24 protein-coding genes are annotated in these 18,928 nt (G+C 57.0%); 15 read left to right on the forward strand and 9 right to left on the reverse strand.

What is annotated here, in order from left to right; translation table 11 throughout:
* The first annotated feature begins 40 nt into the window (after positions 1-40).
* The 8 genes from AC2FND_RS01750 (at position 41) to AC2FND_RS01785 (ending at position 5,353) form a co-directional block, all read left to right on the forward strand.
* On the forward strand, positions 41-655 hold the full coding sequence (locus AC2FND_RS01750) for a scavenger receptor class F, member 2 (protein WP_496767541.1): 615 nt from the start codon (positions 41-43) through the stop codon (positions 653-655).
* A gap of 59 nt (positions 656-714) precedes the next feature.
* Entirely contained in the window at positions 715-1,650 is a 936-nt protein-coding gene (locus AC2FND_RS01755) for an aspartate carbamoyltransferase catalytic subunit (RefSeq protein ID WP_496767543.1), read from the forward strand.
* A complete protein-coding gene (locus AC2FND_RS01760; RefSeq protein WP_496767545.1) occupies positions 1,647-2,165 on the forward strand; it encodes a hypothetical protein in 519 nt (172 codons plus the stop codon). Before AC2FND_RS01755 ends, AC2FND_RS01760 begins: the two co-directional genes overlap by 4 nt.
* The gene (locus AC2FND_RS01765; RefSeq protein WP_209598689.1) at positions 2,150-2,536 is read left to right on the forward strand and encodes a hypothetical protein; all 387 of its coding nucleotides are present in this window, start codon (positions 2,150-2,152) and stop codon (positions 2,534-2,536) included. The genes AC2FND_RS01760 and AC2FND_RS01765 overlap by 16 nt, the downstream gene beginning before the upstream one ends.
* A complete protein-coding gene (gene pyrC, locus AC2FND_RS01770) occupies positions 2,533-3,813 on the forward strand; it encodes a dihydroorotase (protein WP_209598690.1) in 1,281 nt (426 codons plus the stop codon). Before AC2FND_RS01765 ends, pyrC begins: the two co-directional genes overlap by 4 nt.
* Positions 3,813-4,418 carry a glycerol-3-phosphate 1-O-acyltransferase PlsY gene (gene plsY / locus AC2FND_RS01775; RefSeq protein ID WP_209506631.1) on the forward strand — a complete coding sequence of 202 codons (606 nt, stop codon included), beginning with the start codon at positions 3,813-3,815 and terminating at the stop codon, positions 4,416-4,418. Before pyrC ends, plsY begins: the two co-directional genes overlap by 1 nt.
* Positions 4,415-4,684: a hypothetical protein gene (locus AC2FND_RS01780; RefSeq protein ID WP_209598691.1), complete on the forward strand. Its 270-nt coding sequence runs from the start codon at positions 4,415-4,417 to the stop codon at positions 4,682-4,684. The genes plsY and AC2FND_RS01780 overlap by 4 nt, the downstream gene beginning before the upstream one ends.
* A 192-nt stretch (positions 4,685-4,876) precedes the next feature.
* Positions 4,877-5,353 (forward strand): YHS domain-containing (seleno)protein, encoded by a 477-nt coding sequence (locus AC2FND_RS01785; protein ID WP_480506669.1) that lies wholly within the window; start codon positions 4,877-4,879, stop codon positions 5,351-5,353.
* 128 nt (positions 5,354-5,481) lie between these two features.
* Here AC2FND_RS01785 and AC2FND_RS01790 read toward each other — a convergent pair whose 3' ends face one another.
* Positions 5,482-6,465 carry a quinone oxidoreductase family protein gene (locus AC2FND_RS01790; RefSeq protein ID WP_496767548.1) on the reverse strand — a complete coding sequence of 328 codons (984 nt, stop codon included), beginning with the start codon at positions 6,463-6,465 and terminating at the stop codon, positions 5,482-5,484.
* Positions 6,466-6,658: 193 nt separating this feature from the next.
* On the opposite strand from AC2FND_RS01790, the gene AC2FND_RS01795 reads away from it, so the two are divergent.
* Positions 6,659-7,516, forward strand: coding sequence for a DUF2189 domain-containing protein (locus AC2FND_RS01795; RefSeq protein WP_496767550.1), 858 nt, complete (start codon positions 6,659-6,661; stop codon positions 7,514-7,516).
* 30 nt (positions 7,517-7,546) lie between these two features.
* Here AC2FND_RS01795 and AC2FND_RS01800 read toward each other — a convergent pair whose 3' ends face one another.
* The gene (locus tag AC2FND_RS01800) at positions 7,547-8,533 is read right to left on the reverse strand and encodes an NAD(P)H-quinone oxidoreductase (protein WP_496767552.1); all 987 of its coding nucleotides are present in this window, start codon (positions 8,531-8,533) and stop codon (positions 7,547-7,549) included.
* Between the two features lie 61 nt (positions 8,534-8,594).
* Entirely contained in the window at positions 8,595-9,287 is a 693-nt protein-coding gene (locus AC2FND_RS01805) for a COQ9 family protein (protein WP_496767554.1), read from the reverse strand.
* 111 nt (positions 9,288-9,398) lie between these two features.
* Here AC2FND_RS01805 and rpsU point away from each other — a divergent pair, with 111 nt between their 5' ends.
* The gene (gene rpsU / locus AC2FND_RS01810) at positions 9,399-9,605 is read left to right on the forward strand and encodes a 30S ribosomal protein S21 (protein WP_005614280.1); all 207 of its coding nucleotides are present in this window, start codon (positions 9,399-9,401) and stop codon (positions 9,603-9,605) included.
* Between the two features lie 297 nt (positions 9,606-9,902).
* Positions 9,903-11,033, forward strand: coding sequence for a CAP domain-containing protein (locus AC2FND_RS01815; RefSeq protein ID WP_480919792.1), 1,131 nt, complete (start codon positions 9,903-9,905; stop codon positions 11,031-11,033).
* A 48-nt stretch (positions 11,034-11,081) separates the two neighbouring features.
* Here the strand turns inward: AC2FND_RS01815 and ppk2 are convergent, their stop codons facing one another.
* Entirely contained in the window at positions 11,082-11,999 is a 918-nt protein-coding gene (gene ppk2, locus AC2FND_RS01820; RefSeq protein WP_209506639.1) for a polyphosphate kinase 2, read from the reverse strand.
* 273 nt (positions 12,000-12,272) lie between these two features.
* Here ppk2 and AC2FND_RS01825 point away from each other — a divergent pair, with 273 nt between their 5' ends.
* On the forward strand, positions 12,273-13,112 hold the full coding sequence (locus tag AC2FND_RS01825; RefSeq protein WP_496767557.1) for a CPBP family intramembrane glutamic endopeptidase: 840 nt from the start codon (positions 12,273-12,275) through the stop codon (positions 13,110-13,112).
* Between the two features lie 3 nt (positions 13,113-13,115).
* Here AC2FND_RS01825 and AC2FND_RS01830 read toward each other — a convergent pair whose 3' ends face one another.
* Positions 13,116-13,574: an Lrp/AsnC family transcriptional regulator gene (locus AC2FND_RS01830; RefSeq protein WP_209506641.1), complete on the reverse strand. Its 459-nt coding sequence runs from the start codon at positions 13,572-13,574 to the stop codon at positions 13,116-13,118.
* A gap of 135 nt (positions 13,575-13,709) precedes the next feature.
* On the opposite strand from AC2FND_RS01830, the gene ald reads away from it, so the two are divergent.
* Positions 13,710-14,828 carry an alanine dehydrogenase gene (gene ald / locus AC2FND_RS01835; protein WP_209506642.1) on the forward strand — a complete coding sequence of 373 codons (1,119 nt, stop codon included), beginning with the start codon at positions 13,710-13,712 and terminating at the stop codon, positions 14,826-14,828.
* A gap of 161 nt (positions 14,829-14,989) precedes the next feature.
* On the opposite strand, the gene AC2FND_RS01840 is transcribed toward ald, so the two are convergent.
* Both AC2FND_RS01840 and mscL read right to left on the reverse strand, forming a co-directional pair.
* Positions 14,990-15,778, reverse strand: coding sequence for a mechanosensitive ion channel family protein (locus AC2FND_RS01840; RefSeq protein WP_480486828.1), 789 nt, complete (start codon positions 15,776-15,778; stop codon positions 14,990-14,992).
* 130 nt (positions 15,779-15,908) lie between these two features.
* Positions 15,909-16,337 (reverse strand): large conductance mechanosensitive channel protein MscL, encoded by a 429-nt coding sequence (mscL, locus tag AC2FND_RS01845; RefSeq protein WP_496767559.1) that lies wholly within the window; start codon positions 16,335-16,337, stop codon positions 15,909-15,911.
* Positions 16,338-16,479: 142 nt separating this feature from the next.
* Between mscL and AC2FND_RS01850 the strand changes: the two genes are divergently transcribed.
* A complete protein-coding gene (locus AC2FND_RS01850) occupies positions 16,480-17,178 on the forward strand; it encodes a glutathione S-transferase N-terminal domain-containing protein (protein ID WP_480486569.1) in 699 nt (232 codons plus the stop codon).
* A gap of 47 nt (positions 17,179-17,225) precedes the next feature.
* On the opposite strand, the gene AC2FND_RS01855 is transcribed toward AC2FND_RS01850, so the two are convergent.
* Both AC2FND_RS01855 and AC2FND_RS01860 read right to left on the reverse strand, forming a co-directional pair.
* Complete coding sequence (locus tag AC2FND_RS01855; RefSeq protein ID WP_209506645.1) at positions 17,226-17,675, reverse strand: YtoQ family protein; 450 nt, start codon at positions 17,673-17,675, stop codon at positions 17,226-17,228.
* Positions 17,676-17,749: 74 nt separating this feature from the next.
* Positions 17,750-18,382, reverse strand: coding sequence for a methyltransferase domain-containing protein (locus AC2FND_RS01860; RefSeq protein WP_496767560.1), 633 nt, complete (start codon positions 18,380-18,382; stop codon positions 17,750-17,752).
* An 86-nt stretch (positions 18,383-18,468) separates the two neighbouring features.
* Between AC2FND_RS01860 and AC2FND_RS01865 the strand changes: the two genes are divergently transcribed.
* Positions 18,469-18,928: LysR family transcriptional regulator (locus AC2FND_RS01865; RefSeq protein ID WP_496767562.1), on the forward strand; the 460-nt coding region annotated here is incomplete at its 3' end.

Here is an 18,928-nt window from a genome sequence, read left to right on the forward strand (position 1 = left end):
GCTTGATTGGTCGCTCTGTCGCGCCGACCATCAGGGCACGATGCTCAGAACCTTGCGAATCCTCCTGATCGGGCTTGGGCTGGTGCTTACCGGCGATCCGGTATTGGCGACGTTCCACGACGCACAGGGCCAATGCCGTGCGGGCCAGTTCAAATGCGGCACCACCTGTTGTTCAGGTGGTCAAAGATGCAGCTTTGATGGGCATTGCATACCGCTGGGCGGCACCTATTGCGGTGGCGGGCGCAGTTGCGGCCCGTTTGAACGCTGCGTGGCGGGAGGAGCGCGTTGTGCACCCGCAGGCGCGAACAAATGCACATCGCGTCTGGATTGCCCCGGTGACAGTTTTTGCAATGGGCGCGGCGAATGTGAACGGACCATACCAGATCCGGATTCGGCCCCTCCCACGATATGCGAGGATGGCCGCACCTGCGCGCGCGGCTCGTCCTGCTTGCCGGGCGGGGGGTGTTCCCGTCCGGGATGGTTCCTGTGCGAGGAAACAGGCTCGCAGTGCCGTCCGGGATTCAAATGCTCGGCCCATCAGGGTTGCGTGCCGATCAAAGCCATCGACTGCGGATACGGCAAATGGTGCAAACCGGGTGAACAATGCCTGCCAGAGGGTGGCTGCGAAAAACTGCCAGAGGGTTCTGATCCTTAGGTTGCTTTGCCCCGCGTGGCTTTCTATAAGCGGCCCGATTGTCAGACAGGAGCCCGCCCATGCGTTTCGCCCATCGTCACCTTCTTGGCATCGAGCATCTGTCGCAATCCGATATCACCGAAATTCTCGATCTGGCCGAAACCTATGTCGACATGAACCGCCAGTCGACCAAGCATTCGGACGTTCTGTCGGGGCTGACCCAGATCAACATGTTCTTTGAAAACTCGACCCGAACGCAGGCAAGCTTCGAGCTGGCTGGCAAGCGTCTGGGCGCGGACGTGATGAACATGGCGATGCAGGCCAGTTCGATCAAAAAGGGTGAGACGTTGATCGACACTGCGCTGACCCTGAACGCGATGCATCCCGACCTTTTGGTGGTGCGTCACCCGCATTCGGGCGCGGTCGATCTGCTGGCGCAAAAAGTCAACTGTGCCGTGTTGAACGCGGGCGACGGGCGGCATGAACATCCGACACAAGCTTTGCTGGACGCGCTGACGATCCGCCGCGCAAAAGGTCGCCTGCACCGTCTGAACATCGCCGTTTGCGGCGATGTCGCGCACTCCCGTGTTGCACGCTCCAACCTGATCCTGCTGGGGAAGATGGAAAACCGCATTCGTCTGATCGGCCCGCCCACACTCGTGCCGTCGCAATTCGCCGAGTTCGGGGCCGAGGTATATGACGACATGAACGAAGGCCTCAAAGACGTCGATGTGGTCATGATGCTGCGCCTTCAGAAAGAACGAATGGACGGAGGCTTCATCCCGTCAGAACGCGAGTACTACCACCGTTACGGCTTGAATGCGGAAAAGCTGGCGCTGGCCAAGCCCGATGCCATCGTCATGCACCCCGGCCCAATGAACCGCGGGGTTGAGATCGACGGAACCCTGGCTGATGACATCAATCGATCCGTAATACAGGAGCAGGTGGAGATGGGGGTCGCTGTCCGCATGGCCGCCATGGACCTTCTGGCCCGCAACCTGCGCGAGGTTGCATGAGCAATCTGAAAATCGCCCCCCATGAACGCGGCGTTCTGCGCCTATTCACACTGAACATGCGCCCGGAAGAGGCAAAGTTCCTGCGCGAACCGGGTGCCGCCGATCAGGTGCTTGGCGTCGACGGGCTGGACCCCGAGCAGATCGACATTTTTCCGGTATCCGACCTCGAAGAACTTGGGCTTTACGGCTATCTGAACGAAGGGTGCGGCGTGTCCGAAGATCAGTTGGACCGTGCCGCGCTGGCGCAGATCGGCGGATGGGTCATGGTTCTGCGCAGCGCAGCGTTCAAAGACCAGGCCACGACCCTTGAACCCGATCCCCGGCTTCACATGATTGGTCTTTTCACGGAAGAGGCGACCAATTGGACCGGCGGAACGATCGAAACCGACAGCGCCAAGCCTTTCTCGGCCCCGCAAACCGCGCCGGTTGACAACAAACCGCTCCGCATAGGCTCGGCTGTTATGGCATTGGCAGTACTTTTGATCACCGGAGGGATTCTGTGGCTGATCCTGTAGTCTTTGCCCCGGACAAGGGCGCGTATATCCGCACCAATGCATGGCTTGCGGCGGCTGCCATGGCCGGTGCAATGGCTGTGTTGTGGTTGACCGGCAACCCTTATGTCTGGACCGGAGCACCTGCCGGCCTCGCCGCAATTGGCATCCGCGCGTGGTATCTGGCATCGGAAGAACTGGCCGCTAACTGGGAGATGACCGAAACTTTGTTGACCGGTCCCGGCCCACGCAAAGTACCGTTGAATCAGGTCGAGGCGGTCAAAACCATGGGCAGTTTCGTACAAGTCGTTACCAAGGGCGGCGACAAACACCTGATCAAGTATCAGGCCGATCCCGCCGCCACGAAGGCTGCCATCGAAAGGGCTGTTCCATGATTACCGTTCTTTTCACCAACGCACGCCTGATCGATCCCGAAGCCGGAACAGAGTCTACTGGCTGGTTGCAGGTGAACGATGGCCGGATTAGCGCCCGAGGCGAAGGAAGCGCGCCGAGTACTGAGGGGCATATCGTAGATTGCAACGGCAAGTGCCTCGCCCCTGGCATCATCGATATTGGCGTCAAGGTCTGTGAACCCGGTGAACGTCATAAGGAAAGCTATCGGTCAGCAGGACTTGCTGCCGCGGCTGGTGGTGTCACGACGATTGTCACCCGACCGGATACTCTGCCAGCAGTCGACACACCGGAAACGCTGGAATTCGCGACACGCCGGGCGCAGGCCGATGCGCCGGTCAATGTTCTGCCGATGGCTGCCCTGACCAAAGGACGCGAAGGGCGCGAGATGACTGAAATCGGGTTTCTGATGGACGCGGGCGCGATCGCCTTCACCGATTGCGATCACGTCATCACCAATACCAAGGTGTTTTCCCGCGCCCTGACCTATGCGAAGTCCTGTGGCGCGCTTGTGATAGCCCACCCGCAAGAGCCGGGGCTGAGCGCCGGGGCCTCAGCGACCAGCGGCAAGTTTGCGGCATTGCGCGGCCTGCCCGCAGTATCATCGATGGCAGAGCGGATGGGGCTGGACCGCGACATTGCCCTGCTGGAGATGACCGGCGCCGCCTATCACGCCGACCAGATCACCACGGCCCGTGCGCTGCCTGCACTGGAGCGCGCCAAGCGCAATGGGTTGGATATAACCGCAGGGACGTCGATCCACCACCTGACGTTGAACGAGCTTGACGTGGCCGACTATCGCACCTTCTTTAAGGTCAAGCCGCCGCTGCGATCAGAAGATGACAGGCAGGCGGTTATCGAAGCCGTTCGCACCGGGCTGATCGATATCATCAGCTCGATGCACACCCCTCAGGACGAAGAAAGCAAACGCCTGCCGTTTGAAGAAGCGGCCTCGGGTGCAGTCGCGCTGGAAACGCTTCTGCCCGCGGCCTTGCGCCTGTACCACGCAGGCCAGCTGGATCTGCCGACGCTGTTTCGGGCCATGGCCCTCAACCCGGCCAAACGGCTTGGCCTGGACACCGGTCGCCTGTCGCAAGGCGCACCAGCGGATCTGGTTCTGTTCGACCCGGATGTGCCTTTTGTGCTTGATCGGTTTGCACTAAAATCAAAATCTCAGAACACTCCATTTGACGGCCAGCGGATGCAAGGTAAGGTCATTTCGACCTATGTAGCAGGTAATGAAGTGTTCCGGAGACCCTGATGCCCCCAATCGACAACTCAACTAGCGAACTGCTCCAATGGGCGGTGGTTGGATATCTGATGGGCTCTATTCCCTTCGGCCTGTTGCTGGCCAAGTTCATGGGGTTGGGAAATCTGCGCGAGATCGGTTCCGGCAATATCGGAGCAACCAACGTCCTGCGTACCGGCAACAAGACCGCTGCGGCGCTGACCCTGCTGTTTGACGCAGGCAAGGGCGCGGCAGCCGTTCTGATTGCGCGTGCCTATGCGGGTGAAGATGCGGCCCAGGTTGCTGCACTTTTGGCGTTTCTGGGCCATTGCTTTCCGGTTTGGCTGGGCTTCAAGGGCGGCAAGGGCGTGGCGACCTTCCTGGGGCTTTGGCTGGCGCTCGACTGGCGCGTCGGTGTTGCCTGCTGCCTTACCTGGCTGGTCGCGGCGGCAATCTGGCGGATATCCTCGGTTGGTGCACTGGCAGCCGCTGCGCTTTCCACAACCTGGGTGCTGTTGCTGACAAACGGGACTACATTTATCCTTGGGATAATTCTGACACTTCTTGTCTACTGGCGGCACAGCTCGAACGTTGCGCGGATCAAGGCCGGAACGGAACCCAGAATCGGAAAACCGTGACTGCGTCAGACGCGTTTCTGTCTGCGCTTTTTGCACTGCCCTTGGGCAGTTTCACCGGAACCTTCGGCGGCCGGCGCTATGTTGTTGTGCGTCAACTAATGGCGGGTGGTAAATCCCACAAGCTGGTCGCGCACGAGCTAGGCGGAACCGACTATATCAGCCTGAATCTGTATCAGACCATGGGAAGCGGCGCGTTGCTGCGACCCTGTGAAATGCCCGCAAACAAAGTCATCGCTTTTGTTCTGAACTTAAAGCCGGACGCCTGAGGTGGCTCGGCAAAAAAGAACAGTGGCTCTATCACCTGCGCACAATCACAAATCATTGTTTTGAACGTGATCAGCCCGCTTCCCAGATCGCTATCGTGACGGTCAATTACGGGCCACACAGGACAACAATCTGGGCCTTACGGCGGCAATTATTGCGGTGCTGAACGGGCTCATTTCACGAAAGGTGAAACAATGAACAAGTTTAAATCTCTGATCAGTGGCGTGGCACTGTCTGTCACTTTGGCAACCTCCGCACTGGCGGCTGGCGTCGAAATCAACGCAAGCTCGACCGGTCTAGCCATGCAGGGTTATGATCCGGTGGCGTACTTCACCGCTGGCGAAGCGACAAAAGGCGATTACCGCATCACTGCGCTGCATGATGAGGCCCTGTACCGTTTCTCGTCGGAAGAAAACAAAGCTGCCTTTGAAGCCAACCCCGAAGCGTACCTGCCTGCATATGGCGGCTATTGTGCCTTCGGCGCGGCCATGGGCTTTAAATTCGACGGCGACCCGAACCACTGGAAGATCGTTGACAACAAGCTGTATCTGAACCTGTCCAAAGACATTCAGGAGCGCTGGGAAGGCGACATCCCAGGTTTCATCGAAAGCGCGAGCGCAAACTGGGAAACGATTGCTGAAAAATCCCCGGCAGAGCTGCAATCGCAGTAAAACCTGATTTTTTTCAGGCACAGCGGCGGCGGGTTTTCCGCCGCCGTATGTCATTGAAGACCTCTTGTCCCTCCCATCCGGCGGATCAAGCATCCCAATTCAAAGGGCAATGGCGTTTCAGTACCGCGTTACAGGTCCAGAATTGTGCTGCCGGTCGTTTTCCGCGCCTCAAGCGCGCGATGCGCATCAGCAACCTGATCCAAGGCAAAGCGCTGATCGACATGGATTTTGACCTCACCCCCCTCGACTTTGCCAAACAGGCGACGCGACATTGCCTGACACACCGCATGGTCCGCGATATGTGTAAACAACGTGGGCCGGGTGATCTTGAGTGAGCCTTTCTGGCCCAGAACTCCGAGGTTGAACGGTGGAACCGGACCCGAGGCGTTGCCGAAGGAAATCATCATGCCCAGTGGTTTCAGGCAATCCAGTGATCCTTCGAATGTGTCCGCCCCGACCGAGTCCATCACCACGTCTACGCCTTGACCCTTTGTAATCTCAGCCACGCGTTCGGCGAAATTCTCGGACCTGTAATTGATGCAATGCGCGGCCCCGTTAAACCGGGCAAGGCTGCATTTCTCGTCACTACCCGCCGTTCCGATCAAGGTGATGCCTTCGGACTTAGCCCATTGACATGCGATCAACCCGACCCCGCCAGCTGCCGCATGGAACAAGACCGTATCGCCCCGTTTCAATGGTGTGGTCCGATGAAAAAGGTACTCAACCGTCAGACCTTTCAGCATCATCGCTGCGCCGGCTTCGAATGTGATGCCGTCTGGCAGCGGACAAACCTGAGCGGCAGGCATCACGCGCGCCTCGCAATATGCACCGGGCGGTGCTGCGGCGTAAGCGGCCCGCTGCCCCGGTTGAAGGTGGGTCACCCCTTCCCCAACCGCTTCAACGGTACCAGCCGCTTCCATGCCTAAAGCATGTGGAAGATCAAGGGGATACAGGCCGGTGCGTTGATATACGTCGATGAAGTTCAACCCGCAGGCCTGATGCCGAATACGTATCTCACCCGGACCGGGGTCGCCCACTGGCCTGTCTTCGATCCGCAAAACCTCAGGCCCACCAAATTCATGAATCACAACCGTTTTCGCTGTTTTCTGCATCCTGACCTCCTCTTGCCTGCCATCAAGCTAACATGACTGTGACACAGGGCAATCCGTCCGATGCCGGAGTATTGATCCAGATTTCGTAAATTTATGTTATACTGAGGCATGGCGTTGCCGGTTGGACCGGCCACGGGCAACTGAATGCCGGATCCGTTCCGCGGCGCGAGTCTCGCCAGGGAAGGGTGGAGAAATGGCTAAGACAATCGGAAATCCGATCAGCTGGGCGGCCCAGGCTCTGGGCGCTACAAGTGACCACGTCACAGAAAGCGTCTCGCAACTTGGCAGTGCAGATCCAACGCAAGTGCCAATGGTGCAGACCTTGACCCTGCAAGACCTACGGACCTGCCTGAGGGCGGGGTATCAGGATTTTCTCGAAACCCGAGCGGATGTCGTATTCATTGTCCTGGTTTACCCGGTTGCGGGGCTTTTGATGTTCGGCTTTGCCCTGAACGCCAATCTGGTTCCGCTTCTGGCCCCTCTGGTCGCAGGCTTTGCGCTGATCGGACCTGTTGCGGCCGTGGGCCTCTATGAGATCAGCCGCAAACGTGAACAGGGCAGCGAGGTTCACTGGCTGGACGCATTTGGTGTGCTTCGATCGCCGTCGTTCGGAGCAATTCTGGTTTTGGGGTTTTACCTAGTAATGCTGCTGCTGCTTTGGCTAATGGTGGCGCAAAGCATTCACACCTACACGATGGGCCCCGAGGTTCCAGCGTCGCTCAGCGCATTTGCCACACAGGTGTTCACGACCTCTGCGGGCTGGACGATGGTCATTGTCGGAACTGCGGTTGGGTTTGTTTTTGCCCTTTGCGCTCTGGCGATCAGCGTGGTCAGTTTTCCCTTACTGCTGGACCGCAAAGTGGGCTTGCCGGTTGCTGTTGTGACATCATTCAGAGTGCTGCGTCACAACCCCGGAGTCATTCTGACCTGGGGGTTCATTGTAGCGGTGCTTTTGTTCCTGGGGGCTTTGCCACTGCTGTTGGGTCTTATCGTGGTTATGCCCGTTCTGGGTCATGCCACGTGGCACCTGTATCGCCGAGCCGTTGCGTGAACGCGCGGGACACGCCCGCGCATTCAAAACTCAACCCGCGACCTTCAGAACAATCTTGCCAATATGGCCCGAGGTTTCCATGCGCGCATGGGCGGCGGCTGCCTCGGTCAGATCAAACTCGCTGTCCATCACGGGCGCAACTTTTCCGGCTTCCAAAAGAGGCCAGACAGCTTCGCGCAGGTCCTGCGCGATTTGCGCCTTGGCCAGACCACTTTGTGGGCGCAAGGTGCTGCCGGTCAGGGTCAGGCGCTTGACCATCATCAGGGCAAAGTTCAGCTCGACCACCGGGCCTTGCAGAAACGCGATTTGCACCAGCCGCCCATCCTCGGCCAGAGCTTTAACGTTGCGCGGAATGTAATCACCGCCGACCATATCAAGGATCAGGTTTGCCCCACCTTCGGCGCGCATGGCTGCTACGAAATCCTCGTCGCGATAGTTGATCGCCTTTTCCGCGCCCAGTTTGACACAAGCCTCGCATTTTTCATCCGACCCAGCCGTGGCGAAAACGCGCGCGCCAAAGGCATTGGCCAGTTGGATTGCCGTCGTACCAATCCCACTGGACCCACCGTGAACCAAAAAGCGTTCACCTGCCTTCAACCCGCCACGCATGAACACGTTGGACCAGACTGTAAAGAATGTCTCGGGCAGACACGCTGCCTCTTTCATTCCCATACCTGCAGGCACTGGCAAACAATGGGCCGCTGGAGTCGAAACGTATTCCGCATATCCTCCGCCCGGCAGCAGTGCGCAGACCTGATCGCCGACAGACAGTCCTTCGACCCCCGCACCGACTGAAACCACTTCGCCCGAAGCCTCAAGCCCCGGCAGGTCGCTGGCACCCGGCGGCGGATCGTAAGCGCCCGCGCGTTGCAAAGCATCGGGGCGGTTCACCCCGGCATAGGACACTTTCAATACAACCTGTCCGGCCCCCGGCTTAGGGATAGGCCGTTCGGTCAGCTGCAAAACATCGGGACCACCCGGTTGAGTGATCTCAACAGCACGCATCATCTGGGTCATAGGCACCTCCTTTGCCCAATGCCTAACAGGCATCAGAGGCAAGGCCCAGCACCAAGACGCGTTACTTTCTGGGGTTCAACATGCCTGGCAGATCACCCCGCATCTTGGACGGTGCCCTCACCTGACCCGCCAGCCAGTTTGGAACTGCAAGAAAGGGTTTCAACACCGGGTTGTCACGCACCTGAGCCTTGAGCTTTTCGAACTCCATGACATTTGCGATCCGGCGATCCAGAAACTCCCAGGTGCGCTGATGGTCCGGGCTGTCATCGCCCAGCCAGAACAGCAAGGTCGAGGAATAGACCCCCGACAAGGTTGCCCGTTTGGTGTACCAGTTCACATCGTCCGATGTATCGCCCAGCGCGCCCCAGATCAGGTCACAGGTCTGCCATAAGGCCTTGGCCCCATCGGCCGCATATGCTGGCAGGGAAAACAGCGTCATGCCCCGGCGCACCAGCTCTTTGTCTTCAACAGCCTGCAACCGGAACCTGACCGCGGCGGCAATCTTGTCGCGAAATTTTAGCCCGCTCATGTCCTCGGACCTGAGGCGGTCCAGCATCACCTGATCGCCGCGCGCATGAAAGGCCAGTGCCAGATCAACCGCCCCGCGCGGGCAGATTGCACGTGCCAAACCGTCATCCAGCCCACAATCGGAAACCGAGGCGCGAAAGCTAGTTTCCGACCAGCCGTCGAAAGGAACATGGTTCAGCATCGCGTCCAAAAGCTGCCGTTTTGCATCTTCATATGTGGTGGTCATGACGGTTCTCCGGTTGTCAGGCCCAGTACTAGACAAGTTAGGGCGGCTTTGCTATACGGCCAACTCCTGCAATTTCCTTGCAACTCTATCTAGAAAGGTGGTGACAACCACATGCAGGTTAGTGTTCGCGACAATAACGTCGATCAGGCGCTTCGTGCCCTGAAGAAAAAGCTGCAGCGCGAAGGCGTGTTCCGTGAAATGAAGCTTAAGCAACATTTCGAGAAACCGTCCGAGAAAAAAGCGCGTGAGAAAGCTGAAGCGATTCGCCGTGCCCGTAAACTGGCGCGCAAGAAAGCCCAGCGCGAAGGTCTGCTTTAAGATCTTTGATTTCGTCCAGCTTTGGATGACACTATTTGACGACCCCCGAGGCATGGCCCGGGGGTTTGTCGTTTCAGGGCTCGGATACAATCCGCCGACTCGTGGTTAAGGTTGTGCGGCAAGCTGCCATTTCCGTACAGGCAGTGTTTTGCCCGGCGCTTTGCAGCGCAACGAATCTCGTCTCGGTAGCATTGCGCCGCCAAAACTCGCCTAAATTGCACCGCCCTCTATCACCCCCGACATCCCCGCCTCTAAGTGAGCCCGTCCGCAAGGGCACAAACACAAACGGAGGCAAATATGTCGACTGCAAGTACATACGAACGCGAGATGCTGGCGCTTATAAACCAGGAGCGCACATCCCGCGGTCTCAACCCGCTGCAACTTGAAACGCAGCTGAACGACTCGTCCGAAGATCACAGCACCTGGATGCTGAATACAGACACCTTCAGCCACACCGGTTCAGGCGGTTCCAGCGCAACCCAGCGGATGCAAAACGCGGGGTTCGATCTTGAAGGAAGCTGGCGCACCGGGGAAAACATCGCATGGCAGTCCGAACGCGGCGCGCCGGGTATCAGCGACGATGTCGCCCAGTTGCATCAAAACCTGATGAACAGTCCGGGGCACCGCGCCAATATCCTGAACCCGGATTTCAAGTATGTCGGGATCGGGATCGAAACCGGTGACATGCAGGGCTTCGATGCGGTGATGGTTACGCAAAACTTTGCCGCAACCGACGCGGCTGTCATGCTGGACAACGGCAATACAAACGCCCCGCCCGTTCCTCCGACAACACCGGACGAGGTTGCCGAGCCCGAGGAACCAGAAACCGAAACCCCGGATACTGACGTCACCGAGACCGAAGAGCCCGGGACTGAGACCCCAGAAACCGGGGAACCGATACCCGAGACACCGGACACCGATGTCACAGAGACGGAAGAGCCGGACCCAGAAACGCCCGATACCGACGTCACTGAGACCGAAGACCCGGAACCTGAAACCCCCGGCACTGAGGACCCAACACCCGAGACACCGGACACTGACGTCACCGAGACGGAAGAACCGGAACCTGAAGCGCCGGATACTGACGTCACCGAAACCGAGGACCCGCAACCTGAAACGCCCGATACCGAAGTCGTCGATGATAGTGAGCCGGAAGCCTTCTGCTTCGATGTTCAGGCCTTCCTGGATGAAATCGCCAGCTTCCTTGAAAACCTGCAAGCTCAGTTTGACGAGTTTGACTGGCGCGACGACATGAATGGCGGCACTGATGTGGCAGGCAATAATGACGACGTCGATATCATGCCAGCCATAGATACCACTCCGGAGACCGAGGTTGAGCCTGTCGACACCCAAACAGCCGAAGACGATGGCTGCGATGTCTTCATGATCAATATCTTCACCCACGACTGCATGATGGATGCAGCCTGATCACGTGAAATTGTGCGAGGTCGGCCCTGCCGGCCTCGCATGCGTTGCTCAGTAAATCTTTGGGACGTAAAGCTCGTCTGGCAATACCCGCCGCTCGTATTCAGGATTGTACCGCCGGTCAGGCAAATTGACCTTTTCCTGTGGCACGTCTTCGTAGGGGATTCTTGTCAACAGATGCTCGATACAATTCAGACGTTCGCGTTTCTTGTCATTGCCCTCAACGATATACCACGGTGCTTCTGGTATGTTGGTTCGAAACAACATGTCTTCCTTGGCCTTCGTGTACGCCTCCCAGCGAATGCGGGATTCAAGATCCATCGGTGACAGTTTCCACTGTTTCATCGGATCGTGAATACGCATGAGGAACCGCAGTTGTTGCTCTTCATCCGTGATCGAGAACCAGTATTTCAGCAGAATGATCCCTGACCGCACCAGCATCCGTTCAAATTCGGGAACGTCCTGAAAGAACTGTTCGACCTGATCCTCGGACGCAAAGCCCATCACCCGTTCAACCCCCGCCCGGTTGTACCACGAGCGGTCGAACAAGACGATTTCACCCGCGGCAGGCAGATGCGGCACGTAGCGTTGAAAGTACCATTGGCTTTGCTCGCGGCGACTGGGCGCTGGCAGAGCAACCACACGGGCGACACGGGGGTTCAGACGCTGCGTGATCCGTTTGATCACGCCTCCCTTGCCTGCACTGTCACGGCCTTCAAACAGGATACAAACCTTGGCACCAGTGTGCTGAACCCAATCCTGCACCTTGATCAACTCGGCCTGCAACCGCAGCAGGTTTCGGAAATAGACTTTGCGATCCAGCATTTCAGGGTGCTGGTCCCGATAGATTTTGCGGACTTCCATCGACAGCATAGGCTCGCTGAACTCGATCTCGAAATCTTCGTCCAGCGTGTCTTCCAATTCGGCCTCAAGCCAGTTCTTGGTGCCCCCATCGTTTTCGTAAGCCAAGATCAGCTCCTTCTCAGTCTTCGGGTTCGAACCATATCGAGCCTGTGTAACCGCCTGATGTCATCAGATAAATTGAAGCCGATCCGTTGCAGCAGTCTCTATCGGAAATCAGGGTCTGGACGGGTATATGGTCTTTTACCCGAATGTGTACGTCTGGCCCAAAGGATACAAGCACAAGAATTGTCACAAGGCGTCAGTCGCGTGCTTTCAGGTTGCTTGCATTGCCTTGTTTTTGTGCGGCATGACTGGGTCCACAATTTAGACGAGAGCGCCGTGACATTCTTCTTTTCGACATTGCCGGTCACCTGGCCCTGGCTGATCCTGATCACAGCGCAAGTTGCGGCGATGGCGCGACGAACCGGACTTGCGTTTGCCCTGCTGATTCTGTTCGTCAGTGTCGCCTCGGTTACCGGGCTGATGTCACCGACAGCAATGGTGACGGTGGCGCTTGGTCTGATCGTGGCCTTCTTCCTCCCACGCCAGACAGGTCTGCTCGCCATCGCGGGGCATACTCTGTTGATCCTGTGGTGCCTGGCGTTGGGGGCACATCTGCTGCCAGGGTTCAACAATTTGAAACTGCTGGATCAAGTGCAGGCAAGTGCCTCGAGCACAAGTTTCACACTGCATCTGAACTTGGACAAACCCATGGTCTTCTTTGCCGTTCTTCTGGCTTGGCCCGGAATGCTGAACAGCGCAATCCAGACCAGAATAAGACCTTTGCTAACGGGTTTGCTGATTTTACCCGGCCTGTTTTTGCTGGGTCTTTTGGTTGGCGCGGTGCGCCTGGACTTCACGATCCCCTATTGGTGGCTGGAATTTTGCCTGTCCAACCTGTTTCTGACTTGTCTTACGGAAGAGGCGTTCTTTCGCGGCTACTTGCAACCTGCCATTACTTCGCGCCTTGGGGTAACAGGCGGTCTGGTCGCCGCCAGCCTGCTGTTTGGATTGGCGCATATCGGCGGAGGACCCGCGCTTGTGGGCTTTGCATCCCTTCTCGGGCTGGGGTGCGGGTTGGGATACTTTGCAACCGGTCGGCTTTGGGTGCCTGTTGCGATGCATTTCGGGTTCAATCTGACCCACCTGCTGCTGTTCACCTATCCCGGCCCGTTATGACGGTCAGACCGGCAAGGCTGTGGTCTTGAACACAGTACGCAGCGCAAATGAACTTTGCATCTGCGCCACCCCAGGCAAGCGCGACAGGTATTGCCGGTGGATACGCGCGAAATCTTCTGTGTTTTCCGCCACGACCTTAAGAATGTAGTCTGCGGTGCCGGCCATCAGGTGACACTCCAGCACATCCGGTATTCGGGCCACCGCCTTTTCGAAAACATCCAGAACCTCTTCGGCCTGACCTTGTAACGTGATCTCGACAAAGACGGTGGTAGGCACGTTCATTTTCCGCGCATCCAGCAGAGCCACGTAGTTGCGGATATAGCCGTCAACCTCCAACCGTTGAACGCGGCGGTGGCACGCAGACGGAGACAGGTTGACCTGTTCAGACAGTTCCGAATTCGACATCCGGCCATTCTTTTGAAGTGCGGCCAGAATCTTTCGATCAGTCGTGTCCAGGCTCATTCCTGCAATTCCTTTGCGAGTTTTTCGAATAGTACGGGAAATTCTTCCAAAGAAAAGCCCGTTGGCACGTTTTCTTTCACAGAAATTGCGCGGCAAAATGCACATAATTTAAGCAGCTTGTGAACGGAGAGCCCAATGAAAATCGGTTGCCCCAAGGAAATCAAACCTCAGGAATTTCGCGTCGGGATGACGCCCAATGCCGCTCAGGAAGCGGTCGCACGCGGACACCAAGTCCTGATCGAATCCGGTGCAGGCATCGGCGCAGGTTTCGACAACGACGCCTATGTCGCCGCTGGTGCGCAAATTATTGACACCGCGGAAGAGGTGTTTGCCACCGCTGACATGATCGTCAAGGTCAAGGAACCGCAGGCTGTGGAACGCAAGATGCTGCGTGAAGGACAGTTGCTGTTCACCTATCTGCACCTAGCTCCGGACCCGGATCAGACGCATGACCTGCTGGAGTCGGGCTGTACCGCAATCGCCTATGAGACCGTAACGGATGCCAACGGCGGTCTGCCGCTGCTGGCACCTATGTCCGAGGTCGCGGGTCGTCTGGCCCCTCAAGTCGGATCCTGGACCCTGCAGAAGGCCAATGGCGGCCGTGGGGTTCTGATGGGTGGCGTTCCCGGCGTCGGCCCGGCCAAAGTGGTTGTGATTGGCGGCGGTGTCGTCGGGACACACGCGGCAAAGATTGCCGCCGGAATGGGGGCTGATGTCACCGTTCTGGATCGGTCGCTGCCGCGTCTGCGCTACTTGGACGATGTCTTTGGCGGAACTTTCAAGAACCAGTATTCGACAGCAGGTGCGACCGCTGAACTGATCCAGGACGCCGATATGGTCATCGGTGCTGTTCTGATCCCCGGCGCAGCCGCACCAAAACTGGTGTCGCGTGCTCAGCTGTCGACGATGAAACCCGGCGCAGTACTGGTGGATGTCGCCATCGACCAAGGCGGTTGCTTTGAGACGTCAAAAGCCACCACCCATGCCGATCCCATCTACGATGTCGATGGCATCATGCATTACTGCGTTGCCAACATGCCGGGTGCTGTCGCGCGCACTTCGACCATCGCACTGGGCAATGCCACAATGCCGTTCATGTTGTCGTTGGCCGACAAAGGATGGAAACAGGCATGTCAGGACGATCCGCACCTGATGGAAGGTCTGAACGTTCATGCTGGCAAACTGACATACTATGCCGTTGGCAAGGCCCTTGGCATCGATGTTGTTTCGCCAAATGTGGTGGTCAAATCGTAAGTACCTCCACTCCTGAAGTTGCCTGTTGATGGCAATTTTCAAGATGGCGCGGTCGGTATCGAACCGACGGCTTTCACAAAAAAGGGCACCGCGTTTCTGCGCGGTGCCCTTTTCAATACGCGGAAGGGATGAATGCTCGCCCACACAATGAGCGCCAGCTGTCACCCCTGTTTTTGAATTTCGACCGAATGCGGATACGGAATCGAAACACCTTTGGCGTCAAACGCCTCTTTAACCGCCTTCGTAAGCTCGAACTTGACGTCCCAGTAATCGGCTGCGGCACACCATAGCCGCGCAGTCAGATCGACCGAACTGTCACCCAGATTCGTGACCCGAACCCAGGGTTCAGGGTCGCTGTGAATGCGCTGGTCGGCCTTGGCCACATCCATAATGATCTGCATGGCGGTATCTGCGCTGTCCGCATAATCAATTCCAAACACCAGATCGACACGTCGTGTGTCATGGGCTGAATAATTGGTGATGATCGACCCCCATGCCTGACCGTTTGGAACAATGATCTGCACGTTGTCGGGGGTCACAAGCTCGGTCGTGAACAGGCTCAGGTCCATAACGGTTCCTGCCGTGCCACCGATATCCACATACTGTCCCAGCTTGTAGGGCCGGAAAACCACCAACATTACACCGGCCGCAAGATCACTCAGCGTACCCTGCAGTGCCAACCCGACAGCCAGAGAGGCAGCACCCAGAATGGCGACGATACTGGTGGCTTCTATCCCGAAGATCCCCAGAACGGCGACCAGAACTATGGCCAAAATTGCCCACTTGATCACGCTGGCGGCAAAATTCCCAAGAGTCGGGTCGATCTGCGGTGTTTTGTTGATCCGGCGGCGTACAACACCCGCGATCGTTCGGGCGGCGATCCAACCCAGAACAAGAACGATCAGTGCCTTCGCTGCATTCAAGGCAATGGGCAAGTATTGATTGGCCATACCAATCGCCTGCTCAGCCAAGTCGGCGGTTTGTTCCATCTCGAATTTCCTCGTGTTTTCTGTTCGTCAATTCCAATAAAACAGGCTCCGCGATTGGTGCGGAGCCCGATGTCATAACAGAACTACTGGTCTATTTCTTCAAAGCGTCCCGGATTTCCATCAGGATGTCCAGTTCGCTGGGACCTGCGGGCGCCTCTTCAGCCGCTTCTTCCTCTGCTTCGGCAGCGTCTTTGACCTTGTTCACCATTTTTACCAGCATGAAGACGACCCAGGCGATGATCAGGAAATTGATAATAGCCATTATGAAAGCACCATAGGCAAAGACGGATGCGCCTGCTTCACGTGCCGCTTCAAGGCTGGCACCTTCTGCCACTTCACCTGCCAGAACGGCGTAGTTGTTCGTAAAGTCGATACCCCCTGTGAACAATCCAATAAGCGGATTGATCAGATCGCCCACCAACGAGGTAACGATTGCAGTAAATGCGGCACCGATAATGATACCGACCGCCATGTCCATGACATTGCCCTTGGCAATGAAAGTCTTGAATTCTTCCAGCATAGCATCCCTCTTGTTTTTTTAGACCACGCCTCTGTTCACGCATGAGCGCATAGGAATTGTGCGTTAAACGCATGAAGAAGGGTATGTTTTTTAGGGGAAAGCCACCCTATTTTTCCCCAAACGGCATTACTCAGGGGGTTTCATGTCTCAACTTGCACCTTTTTTCGTAACCGACAGATGGCCTGCGAAGAATCCCAGCATCCTTCAACTCTACTCCTATCCAACACCAAACGGCGTTAAAGCCTCGATCATGCTTGAGGAAACCGGCCTGCCCTATGAGGCGCATCTGGTGACACTGGCAGATGCTGATGTTAAAAGCTCCGAGTTCCTGTCGCTGAACCCGAACAACAAGATCCCGGCGATAATCGACCCCGACGGCCCGGATGGTGTGCCGCTGGCCCTGTTCGAAAGCGGTGCCATCCTTCTGTATCTGGCCGAAAAAACAGGTAAGTTCCTGGGTCAAAGCGCAGCGGACAAGCACCGGATCACCCAATGGCTGATGTTTCAGATGGGCGGCATCGGGCCAATGTTTGGCCAGCTCGGGTTTTTCTACAAGTTCGCTGGCAGCGAGATAGAAGATCCGCGCCCGCGCGAGCGTTACATCAACGAAGCCAAGCGCCTGCTGAACGTAGTGAACACGCAACTGGAAGGACAGGACTGGATCGCGGGCGAATATTCCATCGCGGATATCGCGCTTGCTCCGTGGCTGAATGCGCTGGATTTCTATGGCGCGAAGGATGTGGTTGATTGGAACGGCTATTCCAATGTCGTCGCTTATGTCGATCGCTTCTTCCAACGCCCAGCGGTTCAGCGCGGCAAAGCCATACCGGCACGAAACTGATAACAGTTAAATGAATTGGAGCGCCAAACCGGCGCCCCTTTCATCGATCAGCCGGGCAGAGCACCTGTCAGCACGTAACGCAGAATTTCGACCACCTGAGCAGGTTCTTCCGCAACGGCCAGTGCGGCGGCATCAACTTCTTTCAACGCGTGCTGATGATCCGGGCCGTGCAGAACGATGATAGACTTGCCCAGTGCTGCAGCATAACCCGCGTCAAAGGCGGCGTTCCACTGTTTGTACTTGTCACCAAACCTGACGACGACAACATCCGCATCCGCAATCCCCTTGCGGGTCCGGATCGCATTCACCATCGCACCCTTGTGGTCGTGCCAATACTTGTTCGGCTCGGCCCCCAGAATGGCCACACCACAATCATCACTGGCCGCGTGATCGGTCACAGGGCCGTTGAAGGTCACGTCCAACCCTTGCGCCCCATCGATGATCTGTTCACGCCAGTCGGTGTGGATTTCTCCGGAAAGATATACGTTCAGGCCCATGGCAAACTCCGCTGTTGTTCCCGACCAATTTAAGGGTCCCACACCCAAAGCCCAACGCGGATTCCGGTAAAACCTTACATTTTACGAGCCACTAGGAATCGGCGGGCGTCACGTAAGGGGAAACTGTCGCTCTCGATGATGCTGAACCCGGCGCGTTCAAGGGCCGCATCAAGATCCGCCTCAGACAGGAATCGCACAAACGGAGCCTTACCAAAGAACTGCATGATCGGCAGCGCGAGACGAACAGCGTAATACTTCAGGCTCGCCCCGCTGGACGGCCGGCAAAAGGTTTTCGAAATAAACAGTCCGCCGGGTCTAAGGACCGAGTGTACTCGGCTCAATGTCAGATCCAGATCTTCGACCAGATGCAAAAGGTTGAATGCCAGCGCCGCATCAAATGAACCCTGAGGCGGTTGATTTGCATCAGCCTCGGCAAAGGTGACGTTTTCGATGCTTTGCGAAGCGGCGTTTCGACGTCCAACGGCCAACATACCGGGGGACACATCGGTTGCAGTGATAGATCCTACATATCCGGACAGCTTCAGAGCAGTCATGCCTGTGCCGCACCCAAGTTCCAGAACATCATCGGTTTTCTTCAGGTAAGACGCTGTCCGTTCCAGCGTATGCTCGTACGAAGCCATGTCTTTTATGGGCGAGCGGGCATATTTCTCGGCCACTCCATCCCAAAATTTCGCAGTGGTGGTCATTGAGGGGTCTCCTTTCGGCCAGAATTTATTCATGCGCAGACCGAATATAAATTGCTGAAATTTGCAGGTTTACTATACATTTTTGTATGAACGATTTTGGCGATTTTGATTGGAACCACATCCGGGCCTTTCTGGCGACGGCTGAAACCGGGTCATTTTCCGCAGCGGCACGGCAGCTACGGCAAACCCAGCCTACGCTTAGTCGCCAGATAGCAGCGCTTGAACAGGACTTGGGCGTGATGCTGTTTGAACGGGTTGGCAGAACTCTTGAGATCACTCAGGCTGGATTAGAGCTGCTGGATCATACTCGCAAAATGGGGGACGCCGCCAACCGCATCGCGCTGACGGCATCCGGACAGGCACAATCCATTGAAGGCCGGGTTCGCATCACTGCCAGTGACGTGATGTCGGCCTATGTCTTGCCCGACCTGCTGCGCGAAATCCGGACGCAAGCCCCGCGCCTGCGGATTGACGTGATTGCCTCAAACGATATTCAGGATCTTATGCGGCGCGAGGCAGATATCGCGATCCGCCATGTCCGTCCTG

It is taken from the genome of Ruegeria sp. BHSB056, assembly GCF_059613305.1.

Bases quoted from the DNA above. Each gene is read 5' to 3' on its own strand.
- AC2FND_RS01750 (WP_496767541.1), top strand. From the start codon at position 41: ATGCTCAGAACCTTGCGAATCCTCCTGATCGGGCTTGGGCTGGTGCTT.
- AC2FND_RS01755 (WP_496767543.1), top strand. From the start codon at position 715: ATGCGTTTCGCCCATCGTCACCTTCTTGGCATCGAGCATCTGTCGCAA.
- AC2FND_RS01760 (WP_496767545.1), top strand. From the start codon at position 1,647: ATGAGCAATCTGAAAATCGCCCCCCATGAACGCGGCGTTCTGCGCCTA.
- pyrC (WP_209598690.1), top strand. From the start codon at position 2,533: ATGATTACCGTTCTTTTCACCAACGCACGCCTGATCGATCCCGAAGCC.
- plsY (WP_209506631.1), top strand. From the start codon at position 3,813: ATGCCCCCAATCGACAACTCAACTAGCGAACTGCTCCAATGGGCGGTG.
- AC2FND_RS01785 (WP_480506669.1), top strand. From the start codon at position 4,877: ATGAACAAGTTTAAATCTCTGATCAGTGGCGTGGCACTGTCTGTCACT.
- AC2FND_RS01790 (WP_496767548.1), bottom strand. From the start codon at position 6,465: ATGCAGAAAACAGCGAAAACGGTTGTGATTCATGAATTTGGTGGGCCT.
- AC2FND_RS01795 (WP_496767550.1), top strand. From the start codon at position 6,659: ATGGCTAAGACAATCGGAAATCCGATCAGCTGGGCGGCCCAGGCTCTG.
- AC2FND_RS01800 (WP_496767552.1), bottom strand. From the start codon at position 8,533: ATGACCCAGATGATGCGTGCTGTTGAGATCACTCAACCGGGTGGTCCC.
- AC2FND_RS01805 (WP_496767554.1), bottom strand. From the start codon at position 9,287: ATGACCACCACATATGAAGATGCAAAACGGCAGCTTTTGGACGCGATG.
- rpsU (WP_005614280.1), top strand. From the start codon at position 9,399: ATGCAGGTTAGTGTTCGCGACAATAACGTCGATCAGGCGCTTCGTGCC.
- AC2FND_RS01815 (WP_480919792.1), top strand. From the start codon at position 9,903: ATGTCGACTGCAAGTACATACGAACGCGAGATGCTGGCGCTTATAAAC.
- AC2FND_RS01830 (WP_209506641.1), bottom strand. From the start codon at position 13,574: ATGAGCCTGGACACGACTGATCGAAAGATTCTGGCCGCACTTCAAAAG.
- ald (WP_209506642.1), top strand. From the start codon at position 13,710: ATGAAAATCGGTTGCCCCAAGGAAATCAAACCTCAGGAATTTCGCGTC.
- AC2FND_RS01840 (WP_480486828.1), bottom strand. From the start codon at position 15,778: ATGGCCAATCAATACTTGCCCATTGCCTTGAATGCAGCGAAGGCACTG.
- mscL (WP_496767559.1), bottom strand. From the start codon at position 16,337: ATGCTGGAAGAATTCAAGACTTTCATTGCCAAGGGCAATGTCATGGAC.
- AC2FND_RS01850 (WP_480486569.1), top strand. From the start codon at position 16,480: ATGTCTCAACTTGCACCTTTTTTCGTAACCGACAGATGGCCTGCGAAG.
- AC2FND_RS01855 (WP_209506645.1), bottom strand. From the start codon at position 17,675: ATGGGCCTGAACGTATATCTTTCCGGAGAAATCCACACCGACTGGCGT.
- AC2FND_RS01860 (WP_496767560.1), bottom strand. From the start codon at position 18,382: ATGACCACCACTGCGAAATTTTGGGATGGAGTGGCCGAGAAATATGCC.